At 62.8% G+C, this 12,866-nt stretch carries 10 protein-coding genes; all 10 read left to right on the top strand.

What is annotated here, in order from left to right; all coding sequences use genetic code 11:
- The first annotated feature begins 6 nt into the window (after positions 1–6).
- The 10 genes from VJ698_RS14385 (at position 7) to dnaG (ending at position 12,601) form a co-directional block, all read left to right on the top strand.
- Positions 7–1,740 (top strand): enoyl-CoA hydratase-related protein, encoded by a 1,734-nt coding sequence (locus VJ698_RS14385; RefSeq protein ID WP_324103462.1) that lies wholly within the window; start codon positions 7–9, stop codon positions 1,738–1,740.
- A gap of 20 nt (positions 1,741–1,760) precedes the next feature.
- Entirely contained in the window at positions 1,761–3,233 is a 1,473-nt protein-coding gene (locus VJ698_RS14390) for a sigma-54 dependent transcriptional regulator (RefSeq protein ID WP_324103463.1), read from the top strand.
- Positions 3,230–4,264 (top strand): HupU protein, encoded by a 1,035-nt coding sequence (locus VJ698_RS14395; RefSeq protein WP_324103464.1) that lies wholly within the window; start codon positions 3,230–3,232, stop codon positions 4,262–4,264. Before VJ698_RS14390 ends, VJ698_RS14395 begins: the two co-directional genes overlap by 4 nt.
- A gap of 7 nt (positions 4,265–4,271) precedes the next feature.
- The gene (locus tag VJ698_RS14400; protein ID WP_324103465.1) at positions 4,272–5,732 is read left to right on the top strand and encodes a nickel-dependent hydrogenase large subunit; all 1,461 of its coding nucleotides are present in this window, start codon (positions 4,272–4,274) and stop codon (positions 5,730–5,732) included.
- A gap of 171 nt (positions 5,733–5,903) precedes the next feature.
- Positions 5,904–7,286: a sensor histidine kinase gene (locus VJ698_RS14405; protein ID WP_324103466.1), complete on the top strand. Its 1,383-nt coding sequence runs from the start codon at positions 5,904–5,906 to the stop codon at positions 7,284–7,286.
- A 44-nt stretch (positions 7,287–7,330) separates the two neighbouring features.
- Positions 7,331–8,311: a DNA-binding protein YbiB gene (gene ybiB, locus VJ698_RS14410; protein WP_324103467.1), complete on the top strand. Its 981-nt coding sequence runs from the start codon at positions 7,331–7,333 to the stop codon at positions 8,309–8,311.
- 171 nt (positions 8,312–8,482) lie between these two features.
- Positions 8,483–9,679, top strand: a complete 1,197-nt coding sequence (locus tag VJ698_RS14415; protein ID WP_324103468.1) for an NAD(P)/FAD-dependent oxidoreductase — start codon at positions 8,483–8,485, stop codon at positions 9,677–9,679.
- Positions 9,680–9,782: 103 nt separating this feature from the next.
- Positions 9,783–9,995 carry a 30S ribosomal protein S21 gene (gene rpsU / locus VJ698_RS14420; RefSeq protein ID WP_005665410.1) on the top strand — a complete coding sequence of 71 codons (213 nt, stop codon included), beginning with the start codon at positions 9,783–9,785 and terminating at the stop codon, positions 9,993–9,995.
- Positions 9,996–10,226: 231 nt separating this feature from the next.
- A complete protein-coding gene (locus VJ698_RS14425) occupies positions 10,227–10,676 on the top strand; it encodes a GatB/YqeY domain-containing protein (RefSeq protein WP_324103470.1) in 450 nt (149 codons plus the stop codon).
- Positions 10,677–10,807: 131 nt separating this feature from the next.
- Positions 10,808–12,601, top strand: a complete 1,794-nt coding sequence (dnaG, locus tag VJ698_RS14430; protein ID WP_324103471.1) for a DNA primase — start codon at positions 10,808–10,810, stop codon at positions 12,599–12,601.
- Positions 12,602–12,866: the final 265 nt, after the last annotated feature.

Raw genomic sequence — 12,866 nt, forward strand, 5'->3', positions numbered from 1 at the left:
CCGACCATGCGCATTCTTTTCATTTCCCACAGTTTCAACAGCCTCACCCAGCGCCTGTTCGTCGAACTGCGCGCGCGCGGCCACGAGGTATCGATCGAGTTGGACATCGCGGATTCGGTCAGCGAGGAAGCGGTCGCCATGTACCGTCCCGACCTGATCATCGCGCCTTTCCTGAAACGCGCCGTGCCTGCATCGATCTGGCAGAACCACGTCTGCCTGATCGTGCATCCCGGTATCGTTGGTGATCGCGGCCCCTCGGCGCTCGACTGGGCGATCCTGAACCGTGAGCCGGTCTGGGGCGTGACCGTGCTGCAGGCCAATGCCGAGATGGACGCTGGCGACATTTGGACCACCGCCACCTTCCCGATGCGGGCTGCCATGAAGAGCAGCCTGTATCGCAACGAAGTGACTAACGCTGCCGTCGCTGCCGTGCTGGAAGCCATCGGCAAGTTCGAGCGCGACGAGTGGCCCATGCCCCTGGCTGCGGCCGGCAAAATACATGGACAACTGCATGGGCAATTGCGCCCGCTCTTGCGCCAGGAACAGCGGCGCATCGACTGGCAGAACGACGACACCGCTACGGTGCTGGCGAAGATCCATGGCGGCGACGGCTTTCCCGGCGTGCTCGACAGCCTGTTCGGCACGCCGTGCTATCTGTACGACGCCCATCCGGCCACGACAACCGCGCTGGCGGCGACGCAGGGACGTGCCGGTGACGTCGTCGCGCGGCGCGACGAGGCGGTGCTGCGCCGCACGCGCGACGGCGGCGTATGGATCGGCCACGCGCGCCGCGCGCCTGCTGCCGACGATTTTGACAAGATGCTCAAGTTGCCGGTCGCGGTCACCTTTCCTGCCGAAACCGCCGTCCTGCCGGAACTGCCGGTGCCGCTGCAGCGTCCCGAGGAAGAGTGGGGCGAGCTGCGCTATCGGGAGGAGGGCGCGGTTGGCTATCTGTCCTTCGATTTCTACAACGGCGCGATGTCCACCGTGCAATGCCGCCGCCTGCGCGACGCGGTGCTGCAGGCAAGGGAGCGGCCGACGCGCGTGCTGGTGATGCTGGGCGGCGACGATTTCTTCAGCAACGGCATCCACCTGAACTGCATCGAAGCGGCGGCGCACCGGCCGGACGAGAGCGCGGCCGACGAGTCCTGGTACAACATCAACGCGATGGACGACCTCGCGCTGGAAATCCTGACTGCCACCGACCAGCTCACCATCGCCGCCATGCGCGGCAATGCCGGCGCCGGCGGTGCTTTCCTTGCACTGGCCGCCGACATGGTCTGGGCGCACGAAGGCGTGCTGCTCAACCCGCATTACAAGAACATGGGCAACCTTTATGGTTCCGAGTACTGGACCTACCTGCTGCCACGGCGTGTCGGTGCCGAGCAGGCACGCGCCATCACGCAGAACCGGCTGCCGATTTCGGCGACGCAGGCGGCAAGGCAGGGACTCATCGATACCGCTTTCGGCCGCGACGCGGACAGCTTCATGCGGGAGGTGAAGCACCGCGCGCAGGCACTGGCGAACGCGGCCGATTACCCGGAGCGGCTCGCAGCCAAGCGCGAGCGGCGTGCCGCCGACGAGGCCGCCAAACCGCTGGCGGCCTACCGCGAGGAAGAACTCGCGAGGATGCGCCGCAATTTTTACGGATTCGACCCCAGTTACCATGTCGCACGCTACCACTTCGTGCACAAGTTGCCGCACGCGTGGACGCCGCGCCACCTCGCCCTTCACCGCTGAGTTGATCCTGAGTTAATGCCATGAACGCCGCCCATCCCACCACGCTGCCCACCGTCCTTGTCATCGACGACGAACCGCGCTCGCAGGACGCGATCCGGCGCACGCTCGAAGAGGACTTCAATGTCATCACCGCCGGCGCGGCCGACGACGGGCGCGACATGATGGCGCGGTACCACGTGTCCGTCATCTTGTGCGACCAGCGCATGCCAGGCACGACAGGCGTGCAGTTCCTGAAGGAAGTGCGCGAACGCTGGCCGGACGTGGTGCGCATCATCATCTCCGGCTACACCGATTCCGAGGACATCATCGAAGGCATCAACGAAGCAGGCATTTACCAGTACCTGCTCAAGCCCTGGCTGCCCGATCACCTGCTGGAAACTGTGCGGCGCGCGGTCGAGGCGCAAGGCCTGCAATCCGACATGCATCGCCTGAACATCGAGCTGCGCAACAGCACGCCGGTGCTGCGTGCACGTACTGCGGAGAAGCAGGCCACCGTGCGCGATGCCTTCGACTTCAACCGCATCGTGCGCGCGCCGGGCAGTCCGATGGACCAGGTGTGCGAGATCGCGGCACGCATTGCGCGTTACGACCTCTCGGTGCTGGTGCTCGGCGAATCCGGCAGCGGCAAGGAATTGCTGGCGCGCGCCATGCACTACGCCAGCCCGCGCGCCGCGCGCGCCTTCGTGATGGAGAACTGCGCGGCGATGTCGGAAACGCTGCTGGAATCGGAACTGTTCGGCCACAAGCGCGGTTCGTTCACCGGCGCGTATGAAGACCATGTCGGCCTTTTCCAGCGTGCCGACGGTGGTACGGTGTTCCTTGACGAGATCGGTGATACCTCGCCCGGCTTCCAGGTCAAGCTGCTGCGCGTGTTGCAGGAGGGCGAGGTGCGTCCGGTCGGCGCGACGCGTGCGATTCCCGTCAACGTGCGCGTGATCGCTGCGACGCATCGCAATCTCGAAGACGATGTGCACGCGGGCCGCTTTCGCCAGGACCTCTACTACCGCCTCGCCGGCATGACGATGGCGATCCCGCCGCTGCGCGAACGGCCGGGCGATATTCCGCCGATTGCCGAATCGCTGCTGCAGCAGGCCGCGCGCGAACTTGGCAAGCCGATCGAACGTTTCGCCGCCGAGGCGCTGGCGAGCATGGTTTCCTATCCCTGGCCCGGCAATATCCGAGAGCTGCGCAACGAGATCTATCGTGCCGTCGCACTGAGCGAAGGCAGCGAAGTCGGCGCACGCGCCTTCTCCAGCAAAGTGCTGCAGGGCCAGCCCGGCACCGCAGCCATTCACGGCAGCAATGCGCCAGGCTACCCTGGCATGCCACAATCGGGCACGCTGCAGGAGCGCCTCGACGCGATCGAGGCGGTGATCCTGAAAGAGACCTTGCTGCGCTACCGCTGGAACAAGACGCATGCATCGAAAGAACTGGGCCTCTCGCGCGTGGGCCTGCGCAGCAAGCTGCTGCGTTTCGGCCTGGAGGAAAAATGATGCCGCGTGATTCCTTTCCTGACCGGCGCCCCGGTTTCAACGTACTGTGGCTGCAATCCGGCGGCTGCGGCGGCTGCACCATGTCGCTGCTCTGCGCGGACACACCGGATTTCTTCGGCTCGCTCACTGATGCAGGCATCAAGCTGCTGTGGCATCCTTCGCTGTCGCTGGAAAGTGGCGCCGATGCCGTGCAGATCCTGCGTGCCTGCATAGACCGCGAGATACCCCTGAATGCCTTGTGCGTGGAAGGCGCGCTGCTGCGCGGCCCTGGCGGAACAGGGCGCTTCCACCTGCTCTCCGGCACCGCGAAGCCGATGGTCGCCTGGGTGCGCGAGCTTGCCGCCGTTGCCGATTATGCAATCGCCGTCGGAAGCTGCGCCGCGTACGGCGGCATCACCGCTGGCGGCGTCAATCCGACCGATGCCTGCGGCCTGCAATACGAAGGCGACCGTATCGGCGGATTGCTCGGCGCGCACTACCGCGCCCGCTCCGGCCTGCCCGTCATCAACGTCGCCGGCTGCCCCACGCATCCGCAGTGGGTGATCGAAACCTTAATGGCACTCGCTGCCGATCAATTCGGTGCGAGCCAGATCGACGCACTTGGCCGTCCGCGCTTTTATGCCGACCGCCTCGTGCACCACGGCTGCACGCGCAACGAGTTCTATGAATTCAAGGCCAGCGCGGCTAAGCCGTCCGATCTTGGCTGCCTGATGGAGAACATGGGATGCAAGGGCACGCAGGCGCATGCCGATTGCGGCGCGCGGCCCTGGAACGGCGAAGGCTCCTGCCTGCGCGGCGGCTATGCCTGCATCAGCTGCACCGAACCCGGCTTCGAGGAGCCGGGCCATCCTTTCCACCTCACGCCGAAGATCGCCGGTATTCCCATCGGCCTGCCGTCCGACATGCCGAAGGCCTGGTTCGTCGCCTTGTCCTCGCTGTCGAAATCCGCCACGCCAAAGCGCGTGCGGGACAATGCGCGCGTCGACCACCAGGTGGTCAACCCCGCGATCCGCAAGACGAGACTGAAATGAGGAACGCATGTCCCGCCTGATCGTCGGCCCCTTTAACCGTGTCGAGGGCGACCTCGAAGTGCAGCTCGATGTCGCGGACGGCGCCGTTCGCTCGGCGCGCGTGAATGCGCCCATGTACCGCGGCTTCGAGCAGATCCTGCAGCAGAAGCATCCCTTCGATGCCATGGTCTACGTGCCGCGCATCTGCGGCATCTGTTCCGTGTCACAGTCCGTCGCCGCCTCGCGCGCACTGGCCGATGCCATGCAAGTCGTGCCGCCGCCGAACGGCTTGATCGTCACCAACCTGATGCTCGCGGCGGAAAACCTGGCCGACCACCTCAGCCATTTCTACCTGTTCTTCATGCCCGACTTCGCGCGCCCCGCCTATGCAAACATGCCGTGGCACGAGCAGGTGCGGCAGCGCTTTGCCGCGCAGCAGGGCGAGCACGCAAGGCAGGCCGTTGCGGCGCGCCAGCGCTGGTTCACGCTGCTCGGCACGCTTGGTGGCAAGTGGCCGCACACGCAGTCGATCCATCCCGGCGGCTCCGCGCGCGCCATCGATGCGGCAGAGCGGATCCGCATGCTGGCGCGCATCCGGGAATTCCGTGCCTTCCTCGAGCGCACCCTGTTCGCCGCGCCGCTGGAGCAGGTTGCCGCGCTCGACAGCGAAGCGGCATTGCAGGACTGGCATGCCGCGGCGGCCCCGGATGCGGGTGACTTCCGCCTTTTCCTCACGATCGCGAAGGGTGCCGGGCTCGACCGGCTGGGGCAGGGACCGGGCTATTACCTTTCCTACGGCGCCTATCCGCAATACGATGGCGCAATGCGTTTCGCGCGCGGCGTCTGGGATGCGACGCAGCAGGCCGCGCATCCGCTGGACATCGCCGCCGTTGAAGAAGATGCCACGCGTGCATGGCTATCCGACCAAGGCGGCCCGCGCCATCCGCGCGAAGGCATCACGCTGCCAGCGCCCGACAAGCCGGATGCCTACACCTGGAACAAGGCGCCGCGCCTCGGCGGCCGCGTGCTGGAAACCGGCGCACTCGCCCGTCAGTTGGTGAGTGGCCATCCACTGGTACGCGATGCCGCGGCGCGTTGCGGCGGTACGGCCTTTACCCGCGTACTGGCACGCCTGCTGGAACTCGCGCTGGTGATTCCGGCCATGGAAAAATGGCTGGGCGCGATTCGCATTGGCGACCCTTATTTCATCGACGTCCCCTTGCCAGATCATGCAGAGGGCGCCGGCCTTGCGGAAGCCGCGCGCGGCAGCCTCGGCCACTGGATCGCGATCCGCGACGGCAAGATATTGAATTACCAGATCGTCGCACCGACCTCCTGGAATTTTTCGCCGCGCGATGCGCAAGGCGTTCCCGGTGCGCTCGAAGCGGCACTTGTCGGCGCGCCGGTACGCGAAGGCGAAGACACACCGGTCGCCGTGCAGCACATCGTTCGCTCGTTCGACCCCTGCATGGTATGCACCGTGCACTGACTATTTTTTGTCCACGGAAAACACGGAAGGCACAGAAAGAATGAAGATCTCCTCAAGATGGGTAACTGATTGTTGATTCCTGACGAGTCCCGCAAGCATATGAGTTCTCTACAGAACTTTTCCGTGTTTTTCGTGTTTTCCGTGGACACCAGTTTTTCTAAGCCATAAACCATGCCCCAGCGCAGATCGAAAACCAAATCGCCGTCACTGCCGCACATCGGCGCGTTGCCCAACCAGCCGCCGATCGAAGGAGTGGATGAAGCGACGTGGGTGGATGTGATTCACAAGATGGATGAGGTGTATTCGCAACTGGTGCGCGACGAAATCGCGCTTGAAGAAAAGAACGAGGCACTGGAGCGCTCGCAGCAGTTCATCTTCAGTCTGCTGTCCGCCATGTCGGATGTGCTGATCGCCTGTAACCATTTGGGCGAGATCGAGGAAACCAATGCGGCGCTGCGCGAGCTCGTCGGGTCCAGCGAAGCAGCATTGCATGGCATGCCGATCTACAAGCTGCTGGCCGACCAGGAAAGCGTGGAGCGTGTGCGCAAGGTGATCGAGCAGGCCGAGCCGCGCCGCATGGGCGAGGTCACCGAACTCAACCTGAGCAATGCAGCCCACGGTAGCGTGCCGGTCGACGTCAATTGCACGCCGCGCATCGACAGTGCCGGCCGCCACGCCGGCTTTGTATTCGTGGGCCGCCCGGTAGGCGAACTCAAGCGCGCCTACCACGAGCTGCGCGAGACGCATGAGGCGCTCAAGCGCACGCAGCGGCAGCTCCTGCATTCGGAGAAGATGGCATCGCTCGGCCGCCTTGTCGCCGGCGTTGCGCATGAACTGAACAACCCGATCAGTTTCGTGCTCGGCAACGTCCACGCGCTCAAGCGTTACAGCGAACGTCTCGCCACCTACGTGGATGCACTGCACCAGCACGGTTCGCCGCCGGATCTGGTCGATCTGCGCAAGCAGTTGCGCATCGACCGTATTCTTGGCGATCTGCCATCGCTGATCGACGGCACCATCGAAGGCGCGCAGCGCACCGCGGACATCGTCAATGGTTTGAAGCGTTTCTCCGTGGTGGACCGCGAGGAAAAGATCATGGTGGATCTCGGCGGCGTGGTGAAGCGCGCGATCCATTGGGTAAAGAAAGGCACCGCGCCGGAATTCACCGTGCACTGGGAAGCCGGCGAGGCATTGAATGTGATCGGCAATGCAGGCCAGCTCCTGCAGGTACTGATGAACCTGATCCAGAATGCCTACGATGCAGCAAGCGCCGCGCATGTCACGCAGCCGCAGCTCTGGATCGCCGCCAGCACCGACACGCAGCACGTCACGCTGACGCTGCGCGACAACGGTCCCGGCATTCCCGCCGAGTACATGTCGCAGATCTTTGATCCGTTTTTCACCACCAAGCCGGTCGGGAAGGGAACCGGGCTCGGCCTGTCGATCAGCTACGGCATCATCGAGCAACATGGCGGCAGGATGTACGCGCGCAATGCCGTGGGCGGCGGCGCGGAATTCGTGATCGAACTGCCGATCGCTCCGGAGCGGCGCTGAAGCCTTTTCTTCCTCCAGGCGTCGCTTCGGTATACTCTGCCGATATGGAACACGCTCATACTGACAAGTCATTCCCCGCCGCCCGCTTCATCAAGGAAATCGGTCGCGGCAGGAAAGGTGCGCGCAGCATGTCGCGCGAAGATGCCCGCGAACTCTACGCCGCGATGCTCGATGGCCGTGTTTCCGACCTGGAACTCGGCGCCATCGTGCTCGCGTTGCGCATCAAGGGGGAGTCGGTCGACGAGATCGCAGGCTTTCTCGACGCAGCGGAAGCCTCATTCGAAAAACTGTCTGTGCCCGAGGGTGAATACGCGCCCATCGTCATCCCCAGCTACAACGGTTCGCGCCAGATGCCGAACCTCACGCCTTTGCTGGCCCTGCTGCTTGTGCAACGCGGTGCACCGGTGCTGATTCACGGCGTGATACGCGACCCCGGTCGCGTTACCACGGCGGTGATTCTGCAGGCGCTTGGGTTCTCTTTCGCGCAGAACGTGCAGGAAGCGCAACAAGGCTTCACGCGCAACGTACCGGTCTTCATGCCGATCGACGCGCTCGCGCCGCGCATGGCGCGCCTGCTGGCATTGCGCCGGATTCTCGGCGTGCGCAATTCGACGCATACGCTCGTCAAGATTCTCCAGCCCTTCACCGGTCCGGCCTTGCGCCTGGGGTCTTACACGCATCCCGAATACCTGGAGATGCTGAGCGCCTATTTCTCCGTTGCCGCACCCATCGAGCGCGGCGACGCATTCCTGATGCGCGGCACCGAAGGCGAAACCGTCGCCAATGCCAAGCGTGCCCAACAGATTGAATGGTTCCACGACCACGAGCGCACGATCCTGGTGCAGAAGCAGGAACCGGTCGACGAAATGCCTCCCTTGCCGTCGTCAAATGATGCAGAGACGACGGCGGAATGGATCAGGCAGGCGCTCGCTGGCACGCAGCCCATCCCCGCGCCGATTGCAGAGCAGGTCGAGCATTGCCTGCAAGTCGCAAAGCGCTTGCGAGCAGCGCTCCGATTGATCTGACGAAAAAGCATCTACGGCCGCGCAATTCCGGTCCACGAAAAGCACTCGGCGTGCCCCACGAAAGGCACGAAAAGCAATAGAAGATTTTTCGTGTATTTTGTGTTTTTCGTGGACACTTCCACTCTGCGCGCCGTCGCTTACAATCACGGCTTGTGCAAATTCCCCCAAGCCATGACAAACCAGTTTGATGTCGCAGTGATCGGCGCAGGCGCGGCCGGCATGATGTGCGCCGCCGTCGCCGGCCAGCGCGGCCGCAAGGTCGTGCTGATCGACCATGCGACCCGGCTGGCGGAAAAGATCCGCATCTCCGGCGGCGGACGCTGCAATTTCACCAACCTGCACGCCGGTCCGCAGAATTTCATTTCCAATAACCGGCATTTCTGCCGCAGTGCCCTGGCGCGCTACACGCCGCAGGATTTCCTCGCGCTGGTCAAGCGCTACCGGATCGCGTACCACGAAAAGCACAAGGGACAGCTGTTCTGCGACGACTCGTCCGAGCAGATCATTAACATGCTCAAGTCCGAGTGCGAACTCGGCCACGTCGCGTGGCGCATGCCATGCCGGGTCGCGGCAGTCGGCAGGCAGGGCGAACGCTTCCGCATCGACACCGATGCTGGCGAACTGCTGGCCGACAAGCTCGTGATTGCTACTGGAGGGCTGTCGATTCCAAAGATCGGTGCGACCGATTTTGCCTTTCGCATTGCGAAGCAGTTCGGCCTCAAGCTGGTCGATCCGCGACCCGCGCTGGTGCCGCTGACCTTCGACCATGCGGCATGGGAGCCCTTTGTCCCGCTGTCAGGCATCGCCCTTGAGGTCGAGATCGAAACCGGCGAGAAAAAGTCGCACGCGCATTTTCGGGAAGACCTGCTGTTTACCCACCGCGGGCTGTCCGGCCCGGCGGTGCTGCAGATTTCCAGTTCCTGGGAACCCGGCGCGCCGCTGGTGCTGAACCTTGTGCCGGAAATCGACGTCGCGCAAGTTCTGATCGAAGGCAAGGGGTCGATCAGGAAGAACCTCGCCAACCAGTTGTCGCAATGGCTGCCCGCGCGGCTGGCCGAGGGCTGGCTGCTGGCAAACGGTTTCAGGCCGGATGCGCGACCGGCAGACATGCCGGACAAGGCCTTGCGCAAGCTGGGTGAGTCGCTCAACCGCTGGGTCGTCATTCCGAACGGGTCGGAGGGTTACAAAAAGGCCGAGGTCACGCGCGGCGGTGTGGATACGCGGGAACTGTCACAGCAAACCATGATGTCCGAAAAGGTGCCGGGGCTGCATTTCATCGGCGAAGCGGTCGATGTCACAGGCTGGCTTGGCGGCTACAACTTCCAGTGGGCATGGGCCTCCGGCACGGCGGCAGGCTTGTCGGTTTGATATGTTTGCGACAAAGCGACGAATCACTTGACAGGGTTTGCAATGCCTGTTGAAGGTGTTATACTTTGAGTCTTTCCCTAAAAACCCCTCGGTTAGAGTTTACATGACCACAATTCGCCTTAAAGAAAACGAGCCTTTCGAAGTCGCCATGCGTCGCTTCAAGCGCACCATTGAGAAAACCGGTCTGCTGACTGAGTTGCGTGCGCGCGAGTTCTATGAGAAGCCGACCGCCGAGCGCAAGCGTAAGCTCGCCGCTGCCGTGAAGCGCCACTACAAGCGCATCCGCAGCCAGCAATTGCCGAAGAAGCTGTACTGATTTTAGCTGTCGCACGTTGTGTGCGGCATGCCGTGCAAACCCGCTCCGGAAGAGTTCCCGCAGCGGGTTTTGGCGTTTCATGTGGTCAATAAAGCTGCTGCGCGAGCCGATTTTCGCTCTGCGGTGCTCGTCGTACTCCAGTACGGCTGCGCTCCTCGAACGAAACTCAGCCCGCTCGCTACGCTTTCTTGACCACATGATTCATTGGCGGATTCTAATTTGGAGAAGAACATGAGCCTGAAAGAGCAGATCACCGAAGACATGAAAGCTGCGATGCGCGCCAAGGACAGCGTCAAGCTCGGCACCATCCGCCTCCTGACCGCGGCGATAAAGCAGAAGGAAGTCGACGAGCGCATTGAGCTGAACGACGCTCAGGTCCTTGCAATCATTGAAAAAATGATCAAGCAGCGCAAGGATTCCATCAGCCAGTTCGAAGCCGGCGGTCGCCAGGACCTGGTCGATGCGGAGAAGGCGGAAGTTGTCGTGCTGTCGGCCTACATGCCGGCAGCGATGCCCGAGGCCGAGATCCAGGCAGAGGTTGCCGCCGCTATTGCCGCGACCGGCGCTGCGGGCCCGCAGGACATGGGCAAGGTAATGGGCGTGCTCAAGCCGAAGCTCGCCGGGCGTGCCGACATGACCACTGTTTCCGGAATGGTGAAGGCGGCATTGTCCAAGGCCTGAGGCGTTCGGGGCGAAGCAGTTTAAAAATCCGGCTTCGTCCCCATTTCAGGCACATGCCCGCGTCCAGGATCCGGACGCGACACTGATCGAAGTTTCAACGACAAGCCACCCGGGACAGACCGCCATTCGCCGTGATTCCACAGTCTTTCATTCAGGATTTGCTCAACCGGGTCGACATCGTCGATGTTGTCGGCCGCTACGTGCAACTGAAGAAGGGCGGCGCCAACTTCATGGGCCTGTGCCCGTTTCATAACGAAAAATCCCCCAGCTTTACGGTCAGTCCGACCAAGCAGTTCTATCACTGCTTCGGCTGCGGCGCACACGGTACGGCCATCGGCTTCCTGATCGAATACTCCGGCCTCGGTTTCGTCGAGGCGGTGAAAGATCTCGCACAGGGTGTCGGCATGACCGTCCCCGACGAGGATCGCCTGCCGCCGGCCCAGCGCGCGGAAGTGCAGGCAAAGAGCCTCGCCCTCTCCGATGTAATGAGCAAGGCGTGCGACTATTACCGCCATCAGTTGCGAGGCGCGCAGCGAGCCGTTGGCTACCTCAAGAACCGTGGCCTCACTGGAGAGATCGCCGCGAAATTCGGGCTGGGCTACGCGCCTGAGGGTTGGGATAACCTGCGCAGCGTCTTCCCGGACTACGATATTCCGGCGCTGGTCGAAACCGGTCTCGTCATCGACAAGAGCGAGGAAGAAGGTCACGGCCGCAAGCGCTACGACCGGTTCCGTGACCGCATCATGTTCCCGATTCGTAATACCAAGGGGCAGGTGATCGGCTTCGGCGGGCGCGTTCTTGATACCGGTGAACCCAAATACCTGAATTCGCCGGAAACACCCTTGTTTCAAAAAGGGCATGAACTGTACGGTCTGTTCGAAGCGCGCCAGGCGATCCGCGAGGCTGGCTACGTCCTGGTGACCGAAGGTTATATGGACGTCGTCGCGCTGGCCCAGCTCGGTTTTCCGCAAGCCGTCGCGACGCTCGGTACGGCCTGCACGGCCACGCATGTGCAGAAGCTCCTGCGCCAGACTGACCATGTCATCTTCAGTTTCGATGGCGATGCCGCTGGTCGCCGCGCGGCCCGCCGCGCGCTCGACGCCTGCCTGCCGCATGCCACCGACAACAAGACCCTGAAATTCCTGTTCCTGCCGGCTGAGCACGACCCGGACAGCTACATCCGCGAACTCGGCGCGGACGCTTTCGAGGAGCAGGTGCGCAACGCCATGCCATTGTCGCAATTCCTGATCAACGAAGTGACGCAGGATGTCGATTTGTCCAGCCCTGAGGGAAGGGCGAGGGCGCAGTTCGACGCCAAGCCGCTCCTGCAGGCCATGCCCCCCTCGGCCTTGCGGCTGCAGATCGTGCGTCGCCTGGCGCAGCTGACGCAGACCACGCCGGCCGAAATCGAGGCCTTGTTCGAACTGGCGCAACCGGTCGCGCGCACGAGAGTCGCGCCGCCGCGGGCCAAGCGCACGCCGCCGATGGGCCTTGAACGCCAGATGATCCGGTTGCTGGTTGCCCATCCGTCACTCGCATCGGGAATAGACGAGGCGGCGCTGGATGCCACCGCGCAGCTGGCGCCGGACAATGCGGCGATGCTGAAACAGCTGGTTGACGCCTGCCTGGCGCTCGGACCGCAAGCCAATTTCGCCGCTCTGGCCGAACAGCTTCGCGCAATAAACAACGATTTTGCCCCCCTGATCGCCGAAATTGCTGCAGATACGGAGTCTGATGTCGAAACCGCGCGCCTCGAACTTGCCGGCGCACTGCGGCAGACTAAAATGCAAGTAGTAAAAGCGGAGATGGACCGACTTGCGACAACCGGACTGGCGACGGAGGAGGCGCGTACACGATATCGCGAACTGATGCAACAACAAGAGCAACTCCGGCAGCAAGCTGCGGTCGAAAGCATACCGCGGTAACCAGCCTCTATGCCTTTGTGATGGAGAAACGTTGCTCCCTGTGGTACAATTTAAAGCTTTTGATTCAAGACCTTAGGCAAGATCGATTCCACGGCTGATAACAAGCCTTGTAACGAAATTACCAAGGATGTCGCGCGGGCGAATGCCGAAGCCAGTACAGATTCATCGGCTCCACCAAGCGCAATTCACTCGGCGCACGAGAGCAAACCAGTTGGTATTGATTCCATGGCAAACGCAATGAAAAAACCCGCGAAAACGACTGTTA

Origin of the sequence: Noviherbaspirillum sp. (assembly GCF_035254685.1) — a bacterium.
In the GTDB taxonomy this organism is placed as follows: domain Bacteria; phylum Pseudomonadota; class Gammaproteobacteria; order Burkholderiales; family Burkholderiaceae_D; genus Noviherbaspirillum.

Excerpts from the sequence above, each read along its gene's own strand:
- VJ698_RS14415 (WP_324103468.1), top strand. The coding sequence starts at position 8,483 with ATGACAAACCAGTTTGATGTCGCAGTGATCGGCGCAGGCGCGGCCGGC.
- VJ698_RS14400 (WP_324103465.1), top strand. The coding sequence starts at position 4,272 with ATGTCCCGCCTGATCGTCGGCCCCTTTAACCGTGTCGAGGGCGACCTC.
- VJ698_RS14395 (WP_324103464.1), top strand. The coding sequence starts at position 3,230 with ATGATGCCGCGTGATTCCTTTCCTGACCGGCGCCCCGGTTTCAACGTA.
- VJ698_RS14405 (WP_324103466.1), top strand. The coding sequence starts at position 5,904 with ATGCCCCAGCGCAGATCGAAAACCAAATCGCCGTCACTGCCGCACATC.
- VJ698_RS14385 (WP_324103462.1), top strand. The coding sequence starts at position 7 with ATGCGCATTCTTTTCATTTCCCACAGTTTCAACAGCCTCACCCAGCGC.
- VJ698_RS14390 (WP_324103463.1), top strand. The coding sequence starts at position 1,761 with ATGAACGCCGCCCATCCCACCACGCTGCCCACCGTCCTTGTCATCGAC.
- ybiB (WP_324103467.1), top strand. The coding sequence starts at position 7,331 with ATGGAACACGCTCATACTGACAAGTCATTCCCCGCCGCCCGCTTCATC.
- rpsU (WP_005665410.1), top strand. The coding sequence starts at position 9,783 with ATGACCACAATTCGCCTTAAAGAAAACGAGCCTTTCGAAGTCGCCATG.
- VJ698_RS14425 (WP_324103470.1), top strand. The coding sequence starts at position 10,227 with ATGAGCCTGAAAGAGCAGATCACCGAAGACATGAAAGCTGCGATGCGC.